Annotated in this window: 9 protein-coding genes; 8 read left to right on the forward strand and 1 reads right to left on the reverse strand. The window is 68.7% G+C overall.

The features are described from left to right. Nucleotides 1–215: 215 nt before the first annotated feature. Nucleotides 216–1745 (forward strand): hypothetical protein, encoded by a 1530-nt coding sequence (locus I6A60_RS06800; protein WP_203023001.1) that lies wholly within the window; start codon nucleotides 216–218, stop codon nucleotides 1743–1745. 364 nt (nucleotides 1746–2109) lie between these two features. After that, nucleotides 2110–4734 carry a hypothetical protein gene (locus I6A60_RS06805; RefSeq protein ID WP_203023002.1) on the forward strand — a complete coding sequence of 875 codons (2625 nt, stop codon included), beginning with the start codon at nucleotides 2110–2112 and terminating at the stop codon, nucleotides 4732–4734. Here I6A60_RS06805 and I6A60_RS06810 read toward each other — a convergent pair. Next, nucleotides 4723–5547, reverse strand: a complete 825-nt coding sequence (locus I6A60_RS06810) for an SDR family oxidoreductase (protein ID WP_307873556.1) — start codon at nucleotides 5545–5547, stop codon at nucleotides 4723–4725. The genes I6A60_RS06805 and I6A60_RS06810 overlap by 12 nt on opposite strands. 343 nt (nucleotides 5548–5890) lie before the next feature. On the opposite strand from I6A60_RS06810, the gene I6A60_RS06815 reads away from it, so the two are divergent. From I6A60_RS06815 to I6A60_RS43915, 6 genes are read left to right on the forward strand one after another with little or no spacing between them, the layout of a single operon-like run. Then, nucleotides 5891–11242: a DEAD/DEAH box helicase gene (locus tag I6A60_RS06815; RefSeq protein WP_203023004.1), complete on the forward strand. Its 5352-nt coding sequence runs from the start codon at nucleotides 5891–5893 to the stop codon at nucleotides 11240–11242. Beyond that, entirely contained in the window at nucleotides 11239–14181 is a 2943-nt protein-coding gene (locus I6A60_RS06820; RefSeq protein ID WP_203023005.1) for a helicase-related protein, read from the forward strand. Before I6A60_RS06815 ends, I6A60_RS06820 begins: the two co-directional genes overlap by 4 nt. Then, nucleotides 14178–18437 carry an Eco57I restriction-modification methylase domain-containing protein gene (locus I6A60_RS06825; protein ID WP_203023006.1) on the forward strand — a complete coding sequence of 1420 codons (4260 nt, stop codon included), beginning with the start codon at nucleotides 14178–14180 and terminating at the stop codon, nucleotides 18435–18437. The genes I6A60_RS06820 and I6A60_RS06825 overlap by 4 nt, the downstream gene beginning before the upstream one ends. A 36-nt stretch (nucleotides 18438–18473) precedes the next feature. Beyond that, complete coding sequence (locus tag I6A60_RS06830; protein ID WP_203023007.1) at nucleotides 18474–20804, forward strand: AAA family ATPase; 2331 nt, start codon at nucleotides 18474–18476, stop codon at nucleotides 20802–20804. 8 nt (nucleotides 20805–20812) lie between these two features. Further along, nucleotides 20813–22045, forward strand: a complete 1233-nt coding sequence (locus I6A60_RS06835; protein WP_203023008.1) for an McrC family protein — start codon at nucleotides 20813–20815, stop codon at nucleotides 22043–22045. A 9-nt stretch (nucleotides 22046–22054) separates the two neighbouring features. Then, the gene (locus I6A60_RS43915; RefSeq protein WP_374113362.1) at nucleotides 22055–22996 is read left to right on the forward strand and encodes a DUF6615 family protein; all 942 of its coding nucleotides are present in this window, start codon (nucleotides 22055–22057) and stop codon (nucleotides 22994–22996) included. The last annotated feature ends 244 nt before the right edge of the window (nucleotides 22997–23240 follow it).

The raw sequence follows: 23240 nt of genomic DNA on the forward strand, positions 1-23240 counted from the left end.
TGACCATGGATGGTTAGTGCGTTCCATCGCCGCCCGGCTATCGGGCGCGCCCGTCGGCGGCTCCAGCCACTCGCAGTCCCGAGCAATCCACTCCTTGGACGGCGGGCCGGTTCACGAGGAGTTCCCTGAGCGCCGCCGCGCTGGCGGGCCGTGACCTTTGGAAATGCTGAGTGCCTGGCTACGCGGCCGGTGGCGCCTTCTTCGTGGGAGGACTTGTGGATTCGTCGGTGGTTGAGGCCCTCATCAGGAGCCGGACGCTGGGCCCCGGGGGCTTTCGGGGGTTGGTCACTGTCCTCGCCGCGGTGTCTCCGGAGCGTCTGCTGACTCTGGCTGATCGTGCGGACCTGGACTCGGACACTCGGGCTGATCTTGTGCGGGCCGCCCGGCGGTACGACGTCGTCCCGATGCTGGACCGTTGGCCGGCTGACATCGGTCTTGTGAAAACGGCGGAAGCCGCACATGGGCCCGAGCCGTCACTGGTGGTGTACTGCGCAGTGCAGGGCTGGCTGGTGGAAGCGCGCGAAATGGCGGCCAGGCTGCGGCCCGGCGACATCGGTTCGGTTTCCTACCGGTGGGAGCGGGAAGTCGGCGCCCCGATCCCCGACGACGTTCGGATGGCCTTGCTCGACGCGCTGATGGTGAGACGCGAGCGGCCGACCGGGCTCGCCGAGATGACCGAGCGTGAACAAGACAAGTTCATGGAACGGATGCGGGCGGAGAACGAACATCGAGCGCAGGCCGTCTGGGACTTGCTCGAACCCGTGCCGCACCTGTGGGTCGAGCTCGCTCAGGACAGCAAGCACGCGAACATCGTCCGTTCGGTCCTTCTCGAGTACCCGGACGAGATACCCGACGACGTGCTGATCGCCTGCCTTCCCACCGTAACCCTCGACCATCTTCTCGCAACCCTGGATGACGCGCCTAGCTGGCTGGACGGCAAGGTACGTATGACGGTCGCCGCAGGGCACGTCCGCCGCCGGCCTAGGCTCCGCGTGATCGCGACGGACAGGCTGCGACAGATAGCACAAGACGCTGTCGACGGCGGCTGGACGCCGCGTCGCCGGTCGCTCGGGCCGGACTGGTCGGGCATCGCCAACCTTGCCGCCCTGACCGACGATCCAGCTCTCCTCTCGGCGGCCGCGGCGGCAGCCGCCGAACCTGAACGACGCGAAGCGCCGTACCTGCGCTACTACCCAAATGTCCCTGACAGCCAAGCTGAGCGCACCGACGCCATCCTGGCCTTGGTGGCCAACCGGGCGACGCCCGGCGCGGACTTGGTCGCCGTCCTGCCGACGCTGGACGGACAGACCCTGAGCAGGGTGCTGGAGCAGGCCGGCGAGGACCTCGCCGCCGCCTGCCACACCCAGCTTGACCGGCTCGCACGGGAGGCCGCGGCCCGCCAGCCCAAATACGTCGCCGTTCCCAGCGACGAGGAGTTGGCCCGCAGCGCTGACCCGGTGGCGGTGCTGCGTGACCATTTGCGGTATCTCCGCTACCCCGCTGCGCAGCGGGACCTTACCGCCGAAGGTCTGCTTCGCAGTCGCTACACCACACGCGAACTCCTGGAACTGATCCCGGCTCGCCATGTGCTGAGCTACGCCGACCGGGCCGACCAGATCGCGGAAATGATCATCGAGGTCTGTGGCGACCAGATCGGCCGATGGCAGGCGCTCGCCGGCGCCGCCGAGGCCAAGCCTGCGCTATCAATGACCTTCAAGGCCTGGCTGGCGCGGCTCGGCGACTGACCCCACCGCCCTTACATGATCTCCATGGCCCGCTTTCCAGAGCCAATGATCTCGCTGATGTGGAGGTGCCGCTGCACCCGCGAGGTGACGGCGCCGGCCTTTACTGTCTGACTCCGGCTGTTGCATCCGTCCTGGCCGCCACCGGCTCTTGCGTCTGATTGAGCCATCAGTGTCGGTTGCGACAGTCGCAGCCTGCTTGCGGGGGCGACAAGGAACGACACGGAATCGTGTCGGCGCGAGCGTGCCAGGTCGGATTCCGCGCTGTTGTGGTGTCAGGGAATTGGCAGCGGTACGGACGGATGCGAGGAAGACTTTGTCGCGGCGTCTCATTGGAGGCGCTGGGTCCGTGTCGTGGGGTGGTGGGATGGGGATCGGAGACGAGATCCGGGCGCGTCGGCTCGGCGGGGTCCGGGTGTCGGCGCAGCGGGTGTTCACCAATCGGATGCCGGAGAAGGCAGCGTTCGACGCCAAGGCCGCGGAGCTGCGCGAACGCGTCGCGGCCGAGCCGGATCTCATCCATGACTTCACCGCCCCACGGCGCAATGTTCTGGCGTTTTACGGAGACGGTGGGATCGGGAAGACGAGCCTGAGCCGGGAGCTGGAGCGCCAGTTCGTGACCGACGAGGGTGTGGCGCGGTGCGCGGTACGGGTCGATTTCTCGGAGCCGTCGTCACTGGACCCGGAGATGCTCCTGCTGCAGGTGCGGGCTGGCCTCGCCTCCCTCGGCCGGTTCCCGGCGTTCGACACGGCGCTGGCGGTCTACTGGTCGCGGCAGAACCCTGGGACGCCGCTGGCGGAGTTCGTCGCCCGTCAGTCGTCGCTCGGAGGTGCGGCAGCTCGGGACCGCTTCGCTCACGATCTTGCGGACTTCACGCAGAGCCTTGTCGACAACGCCGGAGCGGTCGTCGGCGGAGCGAGCCGGACGGCGCGATTCGCCTGGCGGCAGATCCAGGACGCGCTGGTCGTTCGGGATCTGCGGCGCAACTGCCCGTTCTTCGAGCAGGTCGTCACCGAACCGAACACCGAACAGCTTCGACTGCACCTTCCGCTGCTCCTCGCCTGGGACCTGACGAGGATCCAGCGGCGGCAGGCCGCCGAGGTGGTGGTCTTTCTCGACACGTTCGAGACCGTGCCGAACCAGCGGCGCTCGGCCCGGCTCGGCGACGTCGAGGACGCGGTGGTGCGGACGGTGTTCTTCCTGGCGAATGTGCTGTTCGTCGTCACGTCGAGGCGCCGCCTGGACTGGGCGGTCGAGGGACGGTCGGCATCCCTGGAGTTCGCGGGGCCGAACGCCTGGCCCGGTCTGCTCGCGGGGCCGGCGAGCGACCAGCACCGGGTCGGGATGCTGTCGCGGGCGGACTGCGAGGAGTACCTTTCCGGCTGCCTGCTCGACGAACGGGGCCAGCCGCTGATCGCGCCGGGGCTGCGGGCCGAGATCGCCCGGCTTTCCGAGGGAATGCCGCTCTACCTCGACGTCGCCGCGAACCACTTCCTCGCGCTGGTCGCCCGCGGGCAGGAACCGGCGCCGGACGACTTCACGGGCGGGTTGCCGCAGATCGTGATGCGGCTGATGGAGGACCTCGACGCCGACCAGGGCGACCTGTTGCGCGCCGCCGCGTTGCTGCGTGTCTTCGACCGCGGCACGCTACGAGTCGCGCTGCCGGGGTTGCGATCCTCGGCCGTCGAGCAGTTCCTCGACCGCAGCTTCGTGCTGCGCCGCGAGGACAACCTCTTCTCGATCCACGAGCTGTTGCAGACCTCGATCCGCCGCCAGGACTCCTTCACCTCCGACCCATGGGCGGCGAGCGAGTGGGCCGAGGTCGGTGGCAGGCTCGTCGCGCACTGGTCCGCCGAGTTCGACGACCCGGCCGCGCGGATCTGGTGGGACCGGCGCACCCAGGCGCTCGCGTTCTGGCAGCTCGTCGGCCTCTACGCCACAACCGGCACCGAGATACCGCGCCTCGCCTACATCATCATGCAGGTGCAACTGCGGGGAGTCTGGGCCACGATCGAGGCGGCGCGTGAACAACCCGCGGCGCTGCTCACCGAACAGGGCCACGCGCTCCTCGAACTCCTCGACGGGATGATGCGCCGCCAGATCGGCGACCTCGCCGACACCGTGACCACCCTCGAACCGTTCGCCCGCGGCGAGCGGCCCATCGAGACGAACCTGCGCCGCCTCGCGCTGTACTACCTCGGCGAGACCTATGACCTGCGAGGCGGCGACGCCGCCGGGACATTCCGCACAATCGCTGACGGCCACAACGATCGCCTCGCGAGCGAGGCCCTCATCTCCTATGCCCATTCCCGTTCCCGCGACGGCGATCAGCTCGCGGCACTGAACCTCGCCCGCCGCTTCGACCCTGACATCGACGACGGAGAGTTGCACTACCGGCTCCACGAACTGCTCGGCCACATCTGGTGGTGCTCTGGCGACTTCGACACCGCCGCCCACCATTTCCTGATCACCTTGCGCCGCGCCGAGGCCAATGACTCACCCCTGCTGACCGCACTGGCCCGCCGCCACCTGTGCCTGGCGCAGTGCTGGAACAACCCGACAGCGGTCCTCGCCGAGATCGACGAGGTCGAACAGCTCAACCGCGACCTCGGCCTCCCACCCGGCATCGCCCAGTGCCAGATGTCGCGTGCGACCGCCCTCATTGGCCAGGCCCCGCTCGACGACATCGACCAGATGCTCACTGCCGCCGCCGACACGTTCACCCGCTCCGGTTACCTCGACGACGCCATCGGCCCGCTGGCCACCGCCGTCTTCGCCGCCGCGGCCTACGGCTACCCCGTCCTCGCCATCCGTCGCCGCGCCGACCTGATGCGCCGTGCCCAGGGTCGCCGCGTCCGTCACTGGCTCGCCGCCGCGGACATCTGGACCCTGGGCGCTCCCGAGCCCAGCCACCCCGTCACGTGGCCTTCCGGGCTCGACGCGGGCACCGCCGCCTGGGCCAGGCCGCTCCTTGAGCGGCTACCCCGGTGAATCCGACTGGTGCCGGTCCCGCTCGGTTGCGGCATCGCCGTAGAGATGGTGCAGCCAGTTGTAGTGGAACAGGCCCCCGTCTACCGGTATGTCGGCGCCGGTGACGTAGGCCGCCTCCGGCGAGCACAGCCAGGTGATCACTCGGGCCACGTCCTGCGGCGTGCCCAGACGCCGCGCCGGAATCATCGCGTCGACCGCCGCCCGATGCCGGTCGCCGTCCACGGCCGGGCCGTGGCCGGTATCGATCGCGCCCGGCGAGACCGCGTTGACCCGGATCCCGCGCGGTGCCAGCTCCACCGCCATCTCCCGCATCAACATCAACAGGGCAGCCTTGGACGCCGAGTAGTCCGGAGACATCCGCACCCGCGAACTGTGCAACGACAGGTTGAACACCACCGACCCGGTCGTGCCCCGCGCAAGCATGCGGTCGACGACCGCGCGCGAGACGGCCCACGTCCCGACGATGTTCGTGTGCAACACCCGCGCCGCCTCCGCGACCGGCAACTCGGTGAATGACCGCCCGGCCATCACCCCCACGTTGTTGACCAGCACCTCGACCGCCACCGACTCGTCGATCAGCGACCACAGGTCGACGGCGACGTCCGCGATGTCGTGCTGCACGGGCAGGCACCCTGCGGGCAAGCTCGCCGCGGCGAGCGCTTGGCCGTCACGATCAACGGCCACGATCCGATACCCGCTCGCCGCGAGACCCCGAGCAGTCGCTAGACCGATCCCGCTCCCCGCGCCCGTGACCAGAGCCCACGGCCGAACATCGCCCCGCAACATGGGGCCGATCTTACGAAGCAGCCTCATGCAGGCCCCCGCGCAGGTCACGGCGTCTGCGACTCGCACGCCTCGTGCCAAACCGGCTCAACGAAAGCGCACTTCTTCGCGCCACCACGGTCCATCGCCGGATCGGAGCAGAACGATGCGAGTGACAGGCCGTTGAGGAAGTCGTACGAATGTTCGACCTGACGGATATCTTGCTACGCCGGGCTGGTGCGACCGAAAAATGTCGATTCCGCACCGCCGAGGCCGGAATGTTGGTATCTGTGTGGGTGGAGGCTGTCGCGCTGGGCCTTTGGCTTGTGGGGGTTCTGGCGCCGCGCACTACGGTGTGGTCCGGATCAGGCGGGGTGGCTACGGGGGTGCCTGAGTGGATGTGTTCGCGGTCCGCGAGAAGCTGGTTCGCGACTATGAGGAGTTCGTACGCGGGTTCCTGACCATCCGAAACGCGCGGATCCGGGACCACGTCGAGGGAGCGATCAAGAACGGCCTGCTGTGGCCGGAGGCGTGGCTGTCGCTGAACCCGGCGTTCGAGCCCGGTGGTGAGATCGCGGACCTGGCGCGCTCTGCCCAGGGCACAAGGGGCGCGGACGGTACTGGCGGCGCCGGTGCGGTCCTTCACCCGGGGTGCGCGGACATCTTCCAGATCAAGGGGCTTCCGATCCGGCTGCACCGCCATCAGCGGGACGCGCTGGAACTCGCCAAGGAAGGCAATAGCTACGTCGTCACGACGGGCACCGGCTCGGGCAAGAGCCTCACCTACCTGGTGCCGATCGTGGATCACGTTCTGCGGGTCGGCACCGGTGGCGGACTGAAGGCGATCATCGTCTATCCGATGAACGCGCTGGCGAATTCCCAGTACGAAGCCCTGCGGGAGTTCCTCGGCGGCGACAAGCGGGTGTCGGTCGCGCGTTACACCTCGCAGGAGAACGACGCTCGCCGTCGGGAGATCCTGGACGAGCCGCCGGACATCCTGATGACTAACTACGTGATGCTGGATCTGATCCTGACCCGGCCGCACGAACGGCGCCGGCTGGTCGACAGCGCGGGTGGCCTACGATTCCTGGTGCTGGATGAGCTGCACACCTACCGCGGCCGGCAGGGTGCGGACGTGGCGATGCTCGTCCGCCGCGTGCGAGAGGCATGCGACAGCCCACAGGTGCAGTGCGTCGGGACGTCGGCGACATTGTCGACGGAGGGAACGCGGGAACAGCAGCACGAAGAGATCGCGAAAACCGCGACCAGGCTCTTCGGACAGCCGGTCAACGCGGCCCATGTGGTCGACGAGTCGCTTCGGCGCGCGACCGCCGATCTACCAGTCAGCGTGAGCGAACTGACCGCGGCGGTCGATCGGTCGACGCCGCCGGCAGACCTGTCTTCGGATCCGCTGGCAAGCTGGGCCGAGACCGAATTCGGCCTGAATCCGGAGCCGACCGCGGGTCCAGGCAGCCCGCTACGGCTGGTCCGCCGCAAGCCGCGCCGGCTGCGCGAGGTTGCCCGCGAGTTGGCCGCGTTGACGACCCGGCCGGTCAGCTTCTGCGATGCGGCGCTGCGGGCGACGCTGTTGGCAGGCAGCAAGCAACGTGACGAGTTCGGCCGGCCACTGTTCGCGTTTCGTCTGCACCAGTTCGTCGGCAAGGGCGACACGGTCTACGTCTCGATCGAGGCCGAGGACGTCCGGCACGTGACGACCCGCCGCCAGCTTGTCCATCCGGAGAAGCCGGGGGCGATCCTCGTCCCGTTGATGTTCTGCCGGGAGTGCGGCCAGGAGTATCTGCAAGTCATCCGCCGCGGCGGCCGATTCGCCGTCGATGGTGACTTCAATGGCGCGGAGGACGAGGAGCACGGCGGCTATCTCTATGTGTCCTCGTCGAACCCGTGGCCGGTCGGGGACGAGGCGGTCAGGGCACGGCTACCCGGGTCGTGGCTCGAACCGGATGGGTCGCTGCCGAAGAACCGACGACCGATGTTGCCCGAGGTGGTCCGAGTCCCTCCAGACGGCCGTCAGCTCGACGACCTCGGCCCAGGTTCGGGCGAGGGCATCGAGGCGGCGTTCGTCCGAGCGCCGTTCCGGTTCTGCCTGAACCCGAGCTGCCGGGTGTCGTATGAGTCGGCGCGCCAGCAGGATTTCGCGAAGCTGTCGAGTCTGGGCTCGGAGGGCCGAAGCTCCGCGACGACGGTGCTGAGCTCGAGTCTGCTGCGGGTGCTGCGCGCGGACGAGGAGTTGGAGGAGGACGCGCGCAAGCTACTGGCATTCACCGACAATCGGCAGGACGCGTCGCTACAGGCCGGCCACTTCAACGACTTCGTGCAGGTGAGCCTGATCCGCGCGGCGCTCCATCGGGCGTGCGTGGACGCCGGCCCCGGCGGGCTGAGCCATGAAGACCTGCCCAAGCAGGTCGTGAGGGCGATGAGCCTCCCTCGCGAGCGGTACGCGGAGCAGCCGCGCGCGAAAGCGAGCTCGGTCCGGGAGCAGGCCGACCGGGCACTGCGGCACGTCATCGAGCTGCGGCTCTATCTGGACCTCCAGCGCGGCGTCAGGATCACGATGCCGAACCTGGAGCAGACGGGGCTGCTCGTCATCGGATACCGCGACCTCAACGAGGCGGCGGCAGACGACGATGCCTGGCGCGGCACGGAACTGGCCCCGATCGACTCGGCCGACCGCGAGCGGTTGATGACGGTGCTCCTTGATGAGATGCGCCGCGGCTTGTCCGTCCGGCACGAGGCCCTGACCGAAGAGGGGTTCGATCGGGCGCTGGCGCTGGCGGGCGAGCACCTCGTCGAGCAGTGGAAGCTGGAGGAGACCGACCTTTTCGTCGCCCCTCGGCTGCTGCCGCGCGCACGCCGCGGGAGCGAAACGCGCAGCGATCAGTACGTCTCCGGCCGGTCGGCCTATGGCCGTTACCTGCGCCAAGAGTTGCGCCGCCTGACGGACCATCCGATGTCCATCGACGACGCCAGCGTGGCGATCGGTCACATCCTCGAGGTGCTGGGAGACGGGAATCCCCAGACCGGCGAGGACGGCTACGGCATCCTGCACACCGTCGAGGGTGCCGACCGTCGCGGCGGGCGCGACCAGCCGCGGGTCCGCTCGCGGCCCGCTACCGCCGCCGAGCCGCCGGAGCGCAGCGAGATCGGCTACCAGTTGAAGGCTTCCACGTTGGTCTGGAAGGCCGGCGACGGCAAGAAGCGGGCTGCGGACCCGTTGCGGGTGACGGTTAGCCAGGACGGCGGCGAGCCGAACCGGTACTTCGTCGATCTCTACCAGGACCGGGCACGCGAGCTCGCTGGCCTGTCGTCCGCCGAGCACACAGCCCAGGTGCCGACTCTGCTGCGCGCGCAGCGGGAACGCGACTTTCGGAACGCCGACCTGTCGGTGATGTTCTGCTCGCCGACGATGGAGCTCGGTGTCGACATTTCGTCGCTGAACGCAGTGATGATGCGCAACGCGCCACCCACGCCGGCGAACTACGCGCAGCGCTCGGGACGGGCTGGGCGGCAGAGCCAGCCGGCGCTCGTCGTCACCTACTGCACGACCGGAAGCGCCCACGACCAGTACTACTTCGCCCGCTCGGATCAGATGGTGGCGGGCACGGTCGCCCCGCCGCGGATCGACCTCACAAACCAGGATCTCGTCCAGTCCCATGTGCAGGCGATCTGGCTGGCCGAATGCACAGTCCTGCCGTTGGGCCATTCGCTGGTCAGCGTGCTGGACGCGGGCGGTGAGGCCCCGACTCTAAAGCTCAAGCCCGAGGTTGTCGCGATGCTTTCCGACGAGGACGCGGCGCGGCGCGCCGCCCACCGCGCCCGCCGGGTCCTCGCACAGACCCCGGAGGTGACGGTCGCGAACGGCGCCCCCTGGTACGACGAGGAGTGGGTCGACCGGACAATCAGGCGGGCGCTGAATAATTTTGACGAGGCCTGCGACCGATGGCGGATTCTGTACCGGGACGCATACCGCGAGCTCACCGAGGCGAACCGGGTGATCGGCGACGTCTCCGCGTCAGCGGACGCGGTGAACGCGGCGAGAGGTCGCCACCGCGAGGCCGCCACTCGTTTGGATCTGCTACGCAACAGCGACACGTCGCTCGACCAGTCGGACTTCTACACCTACCGCTACCTGGCCTCCGAAGGCTTCCTGCCCGGCTACAGCTTCCCCCGGCTGCCCGTGTCGGCGTTCGTGCCAGCCAGGCGCGGCCGGCAGTTCGAGGGCAACTACCTGTCCAGGCCTCGGTTCCTGGCGATCAGCGAGTTCGGCCCCGGCGCGCTCGTCTACCACGAGGGCGCCCGATACGAGGTGTACAAGGTCGCCCGCTCGCTGCGCGGGGGCGACGCGGGCGGTCAGCCGCGGCTGGACCTGGAGTCTGCGAAGGTATGCGGCGGGTGCGGGGCGCTGCACCCACCCGTCGACGATGTCTGCGGTTCCTGTCTGCGTGAGCTGCCGACGGCGATGACGAACCTGTTGCGGATGACGACCGCGAGCACGATTCGCCGGTCGCGGATTAGCTCTGACGAGGAGGAGCGCCGCCGGCAGGGCTTCGACATTCGTACCGCGATCGCGATGGCCGTCAATGGCCCGGATCGCCGGGTGGAGGCGGTGGTCCGGGGCTCGGACGAGTTGCCACTGGCTCGGCTGCTGTACGCGGACGCGGCGACGCTGCGGCGGATGAACGTCGGGCTCAGACGCCGCAAGTCCAAGGAGCCGACCGGCTATCGGCTCGACGCGGCCACCGGACGGTGGGCGCGCCGTCGCGAGCAGCCCGTCGAACCGGACGACATCACCGAGACCGCGCCCGCGACCGGCAGGGGCGCGAAGGAGGTCCCGTTCCGGGGCGAGCTGGTGATCCCCTACGTGCAGGACCGGCGTAATGCCCTCATCCTCGACTGGCACGGCTCGCTACCGGTCGGCGAGGCGGGTAACGCGCCGTTGGCGAGCCTGCAGTACGCGCTCAAGCGCGCGGTCCAGGTGGTCTACGACCTGGAGGACTCGGAACTGGCTGCCGAGGCCCTGCCGACGATCTCCGACCGCCAGCGCATCCTGCTCTACGAGTCGGCCGAAGGCGGCGCGGGGGTGCTGCGCCACCTACTGTCCGACGGTGCGCTCGACGCCGTCGCCCGCACCGCGCTCGGCCTGCTGCACTTCAATCTCGACGGCTCCGACCGGGGCGCCCCCGACGGCGTCGACGAGCGTTGCGCCCAGGCCTGCTATGACTGCCTGCTGTCCTACGGCAACCAGACCGAGCACGAACTGCTCGACCGGTTCGCTGCACGGCCACTCCTCCTAGGCCTCGCTGACAGCAGCACCGGCCTCGTGCAGCCCGAGCCGATGCAGACCGTCATGCCGGCTCAACCTCATTCGCCGACCAGTGCCGGCCAGCTGCTCACGCCGGTATCTGGGGGCACTGTCGCAGCCTGGGGGCGGGCAGCGGCGACGGAGCGTTTCGTCGGCTGGCTGAGGACCAACGGGTACCGGCTTCCGGACGCGACCGGCGAGCTTATCGGCGCCGCAGATGCCCGCCCCGACCTGCACTACCGGCTGGACTTCGGAAACTGCGCCGTCTTCCTCGACGGCGCAGGCGAGGACAACCAGGCGGGCGCCGACGCGGCCGACCGTCTTTCGGCGCTCGGCTGGAGTGTGATCGACATCGGGCCCGAGCAGGAATGGGCGACGCGGGTGGCAGCACTGGACAGCATCTTCGGCCCAGGAACCGTGGCATGACGGCGACGGACACGACAACAGGCCCCACACCGGCGTCCTTCGCGGTCGGCTCGCTGGTCCGCACGCGCGGCAGGGAATGGGTCGTCCTGCCCGGCGCGACCGCCGGCCTTTTGCTGCTGCGCCCGCTCGGCGGCGCGCAGGATGAAGTCGCCGGCGTACTGCCCGCGCTCGAGCGGGTCGAGTCGGCGACCTTCCCGCCGCCGGCCGCCGACGACCTGGGCGACGCGACCAGCGCTCGGCTGCTGCGTTCCGCGCTGCGCCTCGGGTTCCGCTCCTCGGGCGGCCCGTTCCGATCGCTCGCCGGGCTCGCGGTTACCCCTCGCTCCTATCAGCTTGTCCCGCTGCTGATGGCGTTGCGGATGGACACCGTCCGTCTACTCATCGCCGACGGCGTGGGCATCGGCAAGACCATCGAGGCCGGCCTGATCGTCGCCGAACTGCTCGCGCAGGGCGGCGCTACCCGGTTCACGGTGCTGTGCTCTCCCGCGCTCGCCCAGCAGTGGCACGACGAACTCGCCAAGAAGTTCGGTCTCCAGACGACGCTGGTCCTGGCGTCGACCGCCGGCCGGCTCGAACGGGACCTGCCCCCCGGAGAGTCGCTCTTCGAGCATCACCTGTACACGATCGTCTCGACTGATTTCATCAAGTCCAGCCGGCGCCGTGATGAGTTCCTGCGAGCCTGCCCGGACCTGGTCATCGTGGACGAGGCCCACACCTGCGTCGCCGCGGACGACAGCACTAGTGCTACCGGCCGGGCCACCCAGCAGCGCCAGGCCCTGCTCACCGGCCTCGCTGCCGACCATGAACGCCACCTCCTGCTGCTGACCGCGACCCCGCACAGCGGGAAGGCTGCGGCGTTCCGCGCGCTCCTCAGCCTGCTCGACCCGTCGCTCGCCAACCTTCCCGAGGACCTTTCCGGCGATACCCGGCGCCGCGAGCGGGAGCGGATCGCCCGTCACCTCGTCCAGCGCCAGCGCGCCGACATCCGCGCCTATCTCGACGAGACGACGTCGTTCCCCGACCGCCAGACGACCGAGGAGTCCTACCAGCTCTCCCCCGCCTACCGGGATCTGTTCGCCGACGTCCTCACCTTCGCGCGTGACAGCGTCACCGACGCGTCCGGCGGCAAGGTCGCCCAGCGCGTCCGCTGGTGGTCAGTGCTCGCCCTGCTGCGCTCACTCGCCTCGTCGCCGGCTGCCGCCGTGGAGACGCTGCGCAACCGCAGCGGCATCGCCGACGCCGAGGACGTCGCCGACGCCGACGCCCGTGGTGAGGCCACCGTCCTGGATCTCACCGACGCGGCCTCTGTCGACGGCGCCGACACTAGCCCCGGCGCCCAGCTCGACCCATCGAAGCGGCGTCTCGCCGCGATGGCGACAATCGCTGAGAAGCTCTACGGGCCGAAGTCGGACGCGAAACTCGCCGGCGGCATCCAGATCGTCAAGCAGCTCCTCGACGGCGGCGATGCGGTCGTCGTCTTCTGCCGCTACATCTCCACCGCCGCCTACCTCGCCGACGCGCTGCGCGCCGCGAAGGGCTTCGCCGACGTCCAGGTCGCGGCCGTCACCGGCCAGCAACCGCCCGACGACCGGGCAGCGACCGTCGCCGACCTTGCCGAACGCACCGCCGGCTCGACCCGGCGGGTGCTGGTCGCGACCGACTGCTTGTCCGAAGGCATCAACCTGCACCAGCACTTCAGCGCCGTCGTTCACTACGACCTGTCGTGGAACCCGACCCGCCACGAGCAGCGCGAAGGCCGTGTCGACCGGTTCGGCCAGACCGCACCCGTCGTCCACGCCGTCACCTACTTCGGTGCTGATAACCCGATCGACCGGCTCGTTCTCGACGTGCTGCTGCGCCGCCACAACGCGATCCGCAAGGACACCGGCGTCTCCGTCCCCGTGCCCGCCGACTCCGAGGTCGTGCTGTCGGCCGTGCTGGAAGGGCTCGTCGCCGCCACTGCGCCGTCGGGCCAGCTGGAGCTGGAAGGAATCGGTGCGGCGGCGCGTGCCGACCTACTCAACCGCTGGGTGTCCGCGGCCGAACGCGAGAAGCGTTCCCGCAGCCTCTACGCCCAGGAACAGGTCAGGCCCGAGGAGGTCGGCCGCGAGGTCGCCGAGATCCGCGCGAGCCTGGGCGGGCCCGACGAGGTCCGCGGCTTCACTCTCGACACGCTCGCCTCCCTGCGCTCGCCTGCCCATCAACTCGGCGATGGGCGCTACCACGTCGTCACCGCGGGCCTACCACCGACGCTGCGCGACCAGATCGGCCGCGAGATCCTCGAAGCACGCCGGGGACGCGGCGGCGGCCGCTTCGCGGCCAGCTCTAGGGTCGACGACTTCTGCCTCGCCCCAGCCTTGCCCGCCGCACCAGGCGAAGTGGTGCTGACGCGCACCGACCCGACCGTCGAGACGTTAGCCCGATACGTGCTGGACACTGCGCTCGACCAGGTCGGCGTCGACGAACAGGACCGGCCGGCCCGCCGCTGTGGCGTCATGGTCACCGACGCGGTCGACACCCGCACCGTTCTCCTGCTCCTCCGCTACCGGCTGCACCTGACGCTGCCCGGCCGCGCCGGCCTTCGCCCGCTCGTCGCCGAGGAGGCCCGCGTCCTCGCCTTCACCGGGACCCCAGCGACCCCGAGCTGGCTCGACGAGCCGCAGGTCGCCGCGCAGCTCGCCGCCCGGCCCGTCGCGAACTATCCGCGCGACGTGGCTGTGGCCGACCTTCACCGGATGATCGGTCGCCTCGACGGACTCACCGGGCACCTGGACGACGTCGGTGACGAGCTGGCCGCGGCCCTGCTCGCAAGCCATCGCCGCGTCCGGGAAGCCGCAGGCTCCACCGGGAACCTGGTCCGCCGTGGCCTGTCCGTCAAAGCCCAGCGACCAGCCGACATCCTCGGCGTCTACCTGCATCTCCCGGCGGCCCGCCCATGACCACCACCACGCTCACCCCGACCTCAGCGCTTGGCAGGCAGGTGCGCATCGCCGGCATCGTTGGCGCGTTCACGACCGTGCGCGCCGTCGGCGGTCTGCTGCCTACCGATACCCTCATCGCCGTCAGCGCCAGCCGCGACCTGCCCGGCCTCAGCCCAGCCGACTACGGCCTCGTCGGCCGCGAGACCCTGCGCGAGGCGGCGAACCGCTCGTTCACCCGGCTGCAGGCGGCGTGGGCCGACTTCCGGCGCCTGGTCCCACCTGTACCGGTCACCGGCGCGCAGACCGAGCCGACCCGCCGCTGGCTGCGGGTCCTGTTCGAGGAGCTCGGCTACGGCCGGCTGCCTACCGCGCCGGCCGGCGGCATCGTCGTCGCCGGACCGACCGGGCAACGCAGCTACCCAGTCTCCCACCTGTGGGCAAGCAGCCCGATCCACCTGCTCGGCGCCGGCATCAGCCTCGACCACCGCACCGCCGGCGTCGCCGGCGCCGCCGCGTCCGCGCCGCACTCGATGCTCCAGGAGCTGCTCAACCGCTCGCCCGACCTGCTCTGGGGCTTCGTCTCCAACGGCCTGCGGCTGCGCCTGCTGCGCGACTCGGCGTCCCTGGTCCGCCAAGCCTTCGTCGAGTTCGATCTGGAGGCGATGTTCGACGGCGAGGTCTTCGCAGACTTCGCCCTGCTCTGGCTCGTCGCGCACGCCAGCCGGGTCGAGCCCCGGGCCGACGAGAAGCGTTCCGACAGCGAACCCAGCACGGCGAACTGCTGGCTGGAGCGCTGGAGGGCCGAAGGCGCGACCCGCGGCACCCGTGCCCTGACGGCCCTGCGCGGTGGCGTCAGCCAGGCGCTCACCATCCTCGGCCGCGGCTTCCTGGACCACCCGGCCAACGGCGCACTGCAGGCCGCGCTCCGTGACGGCGGCCTGCCTGGCCGCGAGTACTACCGCCTGCTGCTACGCGTCGTCTACCAGCTCCTCGTGCTGTTCGTCGCCGAGGACCGCGACCTGCTCCATCCACCGACCGCGAGCGCCGCGGCCCGCGAGACGTACGCCCACTACTTCTCCTCCGACCGGCTGCGCCGGCTCGCCCGCCGCCGAGCCGGCGTCACCGGCGGCCGGCACCACGACCTGTGGACCGCCCACCGGCTCATCCTCGCCGGCCTCGGCGCCGAAACCGGCAGGCCCGAGCTGGGCCTGCCCGGCCTCGGCGGGATCTACGAACCGGACCTGCTCGGTGCCCTCGGCGCGGCGGACCTCACCAACGCCGACCTGCTCGCCGCCGTCCGCGCGCTGTCCGTCATCCGCGACGACGCCGGCCTGCCGCGCCAGGTCGACTACCGCAACCTCGGCGCCGAGGAGCTCGGCGGCATCTACGAGTCTCTGCTCGAACTCGTGCCGACGTTCGACCCGACCACCGGCGAGTTCACCCTCGACATCGCCGCCGGCCACGACCGCAAGACCACCGGCAGCTACTACACGCCACCCGGCCTCGTCGAGATCCTCCTCAACGAAGCCCTCGACCCAGTCCTCGACGAGGCCGCCGCCGCGCCAGACCCTGAAGCGGCACTCCTCGCGGTCACGGTTTGCGACCCAGCCTGCGGCTCAGGGCACTTCCTCGCGGCCGCGGCCCGCCGCATCGCTCGGCGTCTCGCCGCTGTCCGCACCGGTGAGGCAGAGCCGCCGGTCGAGGCCACCCAACATGCCATGCGCGACGTCGTCGCCCACTGTGTCTACGGCGTCGACCTCAACCCCATGGCCGCCGAGCTCGCCAAGGTCGCCCTCTGGCTCGAAGCCCTCGACCCCGGTCAGCCTCTGTCGTTCCTCGACGCCCACATCAAGGTCGGCAACGCCTTGATCGGCGACACCCTGCTCGACGCGAATCTCGCCAGCCAGCACCGGGCCGACGATCCACTACTGGACAGCGCACGGGTCGGCGATCAGGTCGAGCTGGTCCGGCAGTCCCTGCCCGACGAGGCCTTCACGGCGAAGGCTGGCGATGACAAGGCGCAGGTCGCCTTCTACCGCAGGCAGAATCGCGGCGAACGGAAGGCGATGCGTGACCCCGAGTCGTCCCTGTTCGCGATCGGGACCCGGGACGGGTGGCGGTCGGCCTTCCGGCGTGTCGCCGACCTGCCCGAGGACAGCCTCGCCGCCGTTCACGAGAAGAAGCACGCCTGGCAGGAAGCGGAAGCCGACCAGACCATGGCTCGCGAACGGCTCGCCGCCGACGCGTGGTGCGCAGCCTTCGCCTGGCCGCACAGGCTCGACCCGGAGGCGGTCAGCCGTAGCGAGCAACGCGTCAACCGAGGACTCCTGCCCCTGGACCCGCCCGAGCTACGCGCCGATTCGCCACCGCCGACAGCGGCGACCATCGCCCGCATCCGCGAGACCGGCGCGGACGCCCTGACCACGGCCCAGCTGCGGGAGCTCGCCCGGCTCCGCCGCCAGCATCGCTTCTTCCACTGGCCGCTGGAGTTTCCCGAGATCCTCCCCGGCGGCTTCTCCTGCGTCCTGGGCAACCCGCCCTGGGAGCGGGTCAAGCTCCAGGACGAGGAGTTCTTCGCGACCCGCGAGCCCGAGATCGCCGAGGCGCCGAACGCCGCGGCCCGCAAGAAGATGATCGCAAGGCTGCCCATGGACCGGCCCGCGCTGTGGAACGCCTATGAGCAGACCCTGCGCGCCTCCGACATCGCGGGCCGCTTCGGCCACGACTCGGGCCGCTACCCGCTCACCGGCCGCGGCGACATCAACACCTTCCAGCTCTTCGCCGAGCACGATCTCAGCATCACCGCGGGCCACGGCCGCGCCGGTGTCGTCCTTCCCACGAACATCGCCACCGGAGACACCACTGCACCCTTCTTTCGCCACCTCGTCGCGACATCGACCCTCGCGGGTTTCTTCGACTTCGAGAACGAGGCGAAGATCTTCCCGGGGGTCGATCACCGGGTGCGGTTCGCTCTCCTCCTGACGACAGGTGGGACGCAAATCCGCCAGCCCGTCTTGGCCTTCTCCACCCGCTACCTGAGCGACCTCCCTGAGCGGCGGTTCACGCTGACGCCCGATGAGTTGTTGGCGGTCAACCCCAACAGCGGCACCCTTCCCGTGTTCCGCTCCCGGGTCGACGCCGAGATCACCGTCGGCATCCACCGGCGCGTCCCGGTCCTCATCGGCGGCGACGAGAACCCATGGGGAATTTCGTTCCTGACGATGTTTCACATGGCGAACGACTCGTCGTCGTTTCGGACCGAGAAGCAGCTGCGCGAGGACGGCTGGACCGACGACGGAAACGCCTTCGTCCACGGCCACCAGCGCATGCTTCCGCTGTTCGAGGCGAAAATGCTGCACTTCTACGACCACCGCTACGGCACCTATCACGGCCAGACCACCGCCCAGGCCAACATGGGAACGCTCCCGCGACTGACGACCGAACAGCACGACGACCCCGATGAGTCGGTCTGGCCCCGCTACTGGGTGGACGAGGCTGCGGTCTGCCAGGCGATGGCCGACCGTTGGGACCGCGCCTGGCTTCTCGGGTTTCGAGAAACTGCCCGGAACGTCGATGAGCGTACATTCATTGCGACGGTGCTACCAGAGTCTGGCGTCGGCCACAAGTTCCCACTTCTACTCCCGGACACCGGCAGCCCGGTCGGATGCCTTCAAGCAAACCTGGCGTCATTGGTTGTCGATTACGCCGCGCGGCAGAAGCACTCTGGCACCTCACTCGGCTACTTCCTCATCAGGCAGCTTCCAATCCTGCCACCAGACAACTATCGCAAGCCAGCCGCGTGGCAGATGGATGAAGGGCTTCGAGACTGGATCACTGGTCGAGTCCTTGAGCTGACCTACACATCGTCGGACATGGCGCCCTACGCCGAAGACCTCCACGACGACGGGCCGCCGTTCCGTTGGGTTCCTGAGCGGCGCGCGCAGATCCGGGCCGAGCTGGACGCCGCCTACCTGCATCTCTACGGGCTGTCGCGGGCCGAGGCGGAGCACGTCCTTGACTCGTTCTTCGTCCTCCGTAAGAACGAGGAGCGAATCTTCGACGAGTTCCGGACTCGGCGTCTCGTGTTGGCTGTGTACGACGCGATGGCGGCCGGCAGCTTCGTCTCGCCGCTGGAGCCGCCACCGGGCGATGGCCCACGCCATCTCGACGACGGGCGGCAGGTGGTCCCCGAGAAGGAACGTAGCGGCGGCCCTGACTTCGAGATCGATGAGCTCTCCGGCACGCTGTTCCCGCCCGACGGAACGTTGTTCTAGTTCTCTCGTCGACTATCGCTATACGAAGGGGTCACCGTGAGCGGTGAGGAGCTGGTCTACGCGGCGGCTCTGCAGGTGCTGGAACGGGGCTTCGTCCAGGACGACTCCGTGTTCACGCCCGGCCGGGCCATCTGGACCCAGGCCAACGCCCGTGAGCTGGCCAGCCGGTTGGCGCATCCTTCGGCGGGTGCCGGGAGTTCTTTCCTGGACAAGCTGCGGTCGGAGCTGGCGGGCGCGGGGTTGGAGGTTGTCCAGCTCGCGGCGGAGCTCATCTACTTTCACCTGCTGCCCGGCTCGGTGATGAAGGGCACGACGAAGCGGGTCGCGATCCGGGGGGTTTTCGGCGGTATGGACGGCGCGGTGCGGCTGCCCGCCGATCTCGACGCGGCCTTGGACAGCGGTGTGCTGAAGGTCGGTGTCGCTTACAACACGTACCGGGCCGCCCAGGTGACCTGGCTGGCGGAGGTCGTGGCGCACCTCAAGAATGAGCCCGAGCAGGCGCGGAGCGCCTTCCTCGCGGACCCGTGGGTTCTGCGCGAGCTGCTCGACCAACTTCCGAACACGACCGCGGCCGGCCAGCGGCGTGCCCTCCTGCACCTGGCTTTTCCGGATGTCTTCCTCAACAGCCTCCGCGCCGACCACCCAGCCGCGATCATGCAGGCATTCTCCGACCAGATAGAGCCGCTGCCAGCCTCCGGCGACATCGAGATCGATTTCGCCGCCTTCTGGCAGGCAATGCGCGCGAAGTACCGCCAGCCGGTCAACTTCTTCCAGTCTCCGTGGCGGGAGCAGTGGCTGGCAGCGCAGCAGGATTCGGAGCCGGCCGCGTCGTCCCAGCCAGGCTGGCTGGTGCGGGGCGCCAACGTCGCAGGTAAGAATCTGGTGCCGGACTGGCTGCGCGACGGCTACTGCGCGCTGTCCCTTCCCGACTACGGCGCGATCGCGCCTGGGCTGTCGCGTATCGCGCTGGCCAAGCTGGTCCGGGAGACTGAACCTGGTCTGAGCCCGAACCAGGAGGGGGCTCGGGTAACCTTGCTGGACCGTTTCTTCAACCGGATGAAGGTCGGCGACCTCGTCGTGACCGTCAACGAGGCTCGTGTCTATGCCGGTTTCGTGACCGGCGAACCGGCCTGGGCACCCGAGAGTCCATTGGCCGACCGACGGCGCGCCGTCCGCTGGCTCAACGCCGAACGCCCCTTCCCTCGCGCCGACCTCTCCGACACGGCGCGAGACCGGCTGTCGGGTCAGCTGGCGATCAGTGACCTCGGCGAGACCCGGACCGAGATTCTCCAGCTCATCCAGGTGGTCACGGGCGACGATGAGGCGCCGGAAGATCTGGGCGCCGTCGACGTGGATGACCTGCCGCTATCCGCCGCCGCGGACCAGCACCTGGTCGTCGAGGTCCGGCTACCGCTGAAGGCACTCCCGGTACCGGGGATCGAGCTGGCGGACGAGCTTCTCGTCGAACCTGGCTGGCTCGCCGAGACGATGGATCTCCTGAACGAGAAGAAGCACCTGGTCCTCTATGGGCCGCCCGGCACCGGCAAGACCTATCTCGCCCAGGCGCTGGCGCGATTCGCGGCCGAGCAGACCGATGGTGACCACCGGCTGGTGCAGTTCCATCCGTCGTACGCCTACGAGGATTTCGTCGAGGGCTTCCGCCCTTCGACTGCCGGCGGCGAGTCGTTCCGGTTCGCGAAGGAGCACGGCCCGTTTCGCCGGCTCGTCGCGGCGGCCGCCGGGAACCCGTCGGGCGCCTATGTGTTAGTCATCGACGAGATCAACCGGGCCAATCTCGCGAAGGTGTTCGGAGAGCTGTACTTCCTGCTGGAGTACCGGGACCGGACGATCCAGCTGCAGTACTCCCCGGACGAGGACTTCGTTCTGCCCGCCAATGTCTTCCTGATCGGCACGATGAACACCGCCGACCGGTCGATCGCGCTGGTCGACGCGGCGATGCGGCGCAGGTTCGCCTGGCAGGGCCTGTTCCCGAGCGTGCCGCCCGTCCGCGAGATGCTGCGTCGCTGGCTGACCCGTCAAGGCCTGCCGGCCTACGTCGCCGACCTTCTGGACGCGCTGAACGCGGAGATCGCCGACCGGGACGCGGCCGTCGGCCCGTCCTACCTGATGAACCGTCGCGTCGATACCGAGCTGGGCCTGGGCCGTATCTGGCGCACGCAGATCCTCCCGCTGCTGGAGGAGCGCCACCTCGGCGAGCACCCCGACGTCGCCGCTTACGTCCTTGAGCGCTACGGCCTTGGTGCACTGCTTCCCAGGGTACTGACGGGGCAGTCCGCGCCAGACGTCCCCAGCCAACCATCCGATCCGGACACGGCGGTCGACAGCACCGACGCCACGGCTGACTGAACGCCTTGATGCCCGAACGCATCGTCCTCGCCGAATACAAGAGCGACCGCATTCCGGGTCTATCGCCTGAGATCGCGCGGACGTTCGAGGCCACTGGCGCGGTGAAGGTCAGCCGTGATCTCGATGGCGTCATCCGCCTCGCTGCGTCGTCGACCGTTGGTCTTGTCCGTGCCGGCGACGTCGAGCTCGTCCTCACGCCGAAGGTCGGAGTCGCCCGGCTGTTGTGGCTCATCGGTCACGCCCAGAACCAGTCCGGCTGGCGTGACGACGACGTCGACCTGGAAGAGACCGACGACCTCGTCGCCGGCCTCGCCGTAGCGTTCGCGCACCGCGCCGGCCGAGCCCTCGCTCCGGGGGTGCTTCGCGGCTACCAGACCGTCGAAGAAACCTCGCCAATGCTGCGCGGCCGCCTGCGCGAGGCCGACCAGCTGCGCACCCGCCTCGGCCGCGTCTACCCGCTGGAGGTCCGCTACGACGACTACACCGCCGACATTCCCGAGAACCACCTCCTGCTCGCCGCGACTCGCCGCCTCCTGCGACTGCCTGGTGTGCCGGCCGCCACCCGCATTGAGCTGCACCGCTTGAACCGCGGCCTTGCCGACGTCACCCAGCGTCCTCCCGGCACGCGGCTGCCGATGCCCGCGGTGAGCAGGCTGAACCGCCGCTACCAGCCGGCCCTGCGCCTGGCCCAGATCGTCCTCGCAAACCATGGCATCGACATGCCCGCGGCCCCGAACGCGCCCGGCGGCCCAACCGTCGCGGCCACCGGTTTCCTCTTCGACATGAACAAGGTCTACGAGGACTGGCTGACCGCGACCGTCCGCATCGCGCTCGAACCGTACGGCGGCGTCGTCGAGGGTCAGCGCGTGATCCACCTCGACGAGTCCGGCCGTCTGGCCCCCCGCCCGGACATCACCTGGTGGCGCGACGGCCGCTGCCTCGCCGTCCTCGACGCCAAATACAAATCCCCGAAAGGCCATGACTTCCCCGCCGACGACCTCTACCAGCTGATCGCCTACTGCACCGCCCTCGATCTCCCCGAAGGCCACCTCATCTACGCCGGCGGAGTCCCGACGAGCTATGGCATCCGGGGCTCCGGCCCCCGAATTCGCTGCCACGTCCTCGATCTCCGCCGGCCGGTAACGACTCTTCTTGTCAAACTGTCGGAAATTGCCGAGAGCGTCGCGGCATTCCAGGCCGGCAACCCGAGAAATACTCCCAGTGAGAACAAAGGTCGGTGAAGGAATCACGTGACTCGCGTCGATGTAATCCGAGAGGGACTCGTTCAGCGAGCATTCTGGGTTCACCAGAGAATCGGCGATGGAATTCGTATTGGAATCTCCCAGAGTGAAGAAACCGTCACCGAGTCAATTCTTCTCGACATCGCCCTCCAGGTTCCAAATATTCAGGTAAAGACATTCACTCGCAAGCAAGAGGCTGCTACCGGTGCCGACTGGGAGTGGTGGTGGGAGGGTGAACGCTATTGGTTCGGAATGCTTGTCCAGGCGAAGCGACTGCACCATAATACTAGCGGTCAGCCATGGTATGAATTCTGGCACGCGACGAGGGAAAGCCGATACGGACCGTGGGTGAAGCAGGTAGACCAGCTGCTCGAGGCGAGTAGGCAGTGTGGCCTTCCGGCGATTTATGTTCTCTACAACGGACCGCAACCGAACCGCGTATCCAGTTGTCCGCTTGGAAATTCCTACGGCGTCTATAACGGAGTAACATTCATTACTGCTGAAGTGGCGAAGAAATTTGCGTCGCACCGCAAGGTGTCGCTTGCGGAGATAATGCCCCACGCTCGTCCGTGGTCCTGTTTGCTGTGCGACCCAGAACGGTGTCCGGGGGGATCTGATCGGCCTCGTACGGCCAAGCTGCGTCGCATTTCCTCTGAATATGGTCTGAAATCCTCTGATCTCGCGAATCGGGCATATAGTGCGGTCTACTCGGGGGGCCTTAATCTGCCTCTCCTGCGGGATTCGAGATCGGAAGACCGAGGCACCTCCAGCCCGTTCGAGCTCTTGACAATCCGTGGTGGTGGCGCAGCGACTTGGTCGTCAGATGACGAATGGGAAAATCTCGCTAGGCAAGCAATGCGCGAAGAACCACCCCCTTACGTGCGCAATGCTAGTTCTGCTGATGCCGAATCGTATGCTCAACGGCTGCTGGTGATGCGTCGAAGCGGCTGACGACGGGGGACCGGTGCTGCAGGTGAAACCGCTACAGGTGCCGGGGGCATTGGTCCAGTCGGATCGTTGATTTCACTACGAGGGTCCGGGTTGCCTTGCGTCACCACCTGATCTGCAATAGGGCCAATCTCGAAACAGCCCTGCATCAGGCCGGAACTGCGTCATGGGACTCTGGCAGATCGGCGAACGGTACGCCGAAGTTTGCGTGGCCGGTCGAAGCGGGGGCTGTGTTCTCGGTTATCTG

It is taken from the genome of Frankia sp. AgB1.9, assembly GCF_016786355.1.
In the GTDB taxonomy this organism is placed as follows: domain Bacteria; phylum Actinomycetota; class Actinomycetes; order Frankiales; family Frankiaceae; genus Pseudofrankia.

Excerpts from the sequence above, each read along its gene's own strand:
- I6A60_RS06835 (WP_203023008.1), top strand. The coding sequence starts at position 20,813 with ATGCCCGAACGCATCGTCCTCGCCGAATACAAGAGCGACCGCATTCCG.
- I6A60_RS06810 (WP_307873556.1), bottom strand. The coding sequence starts at position 5,547 with ATGAGGCTGCTTCGTAAGATCGGCCCCATGTTGCGGGGCGATGTTCGG.
- I6A60_RS06825 (WP_203023006.1), top strand. The coding sequence starts at position 14,178 with ATGACCACCACCACGCTCACCCCGACCTCAGCGCTTGGCAGGCAGGTG.
- I6A60_RS06820 (WP_203023005.1), top strand. The coding sequence starts at position 11,239 with ATGACGGCGACGGACACGACAACAGGCCCCACACCGGCGTCCTTCGCG.
- I6A60_RS06805 (WP_203023002.1), top strand. The coding sequence starts at position 2,110 with ATGGGGATCGGAGACGAGATCCGGGCGCGTCGGCTCGGCGGGGTCCGG.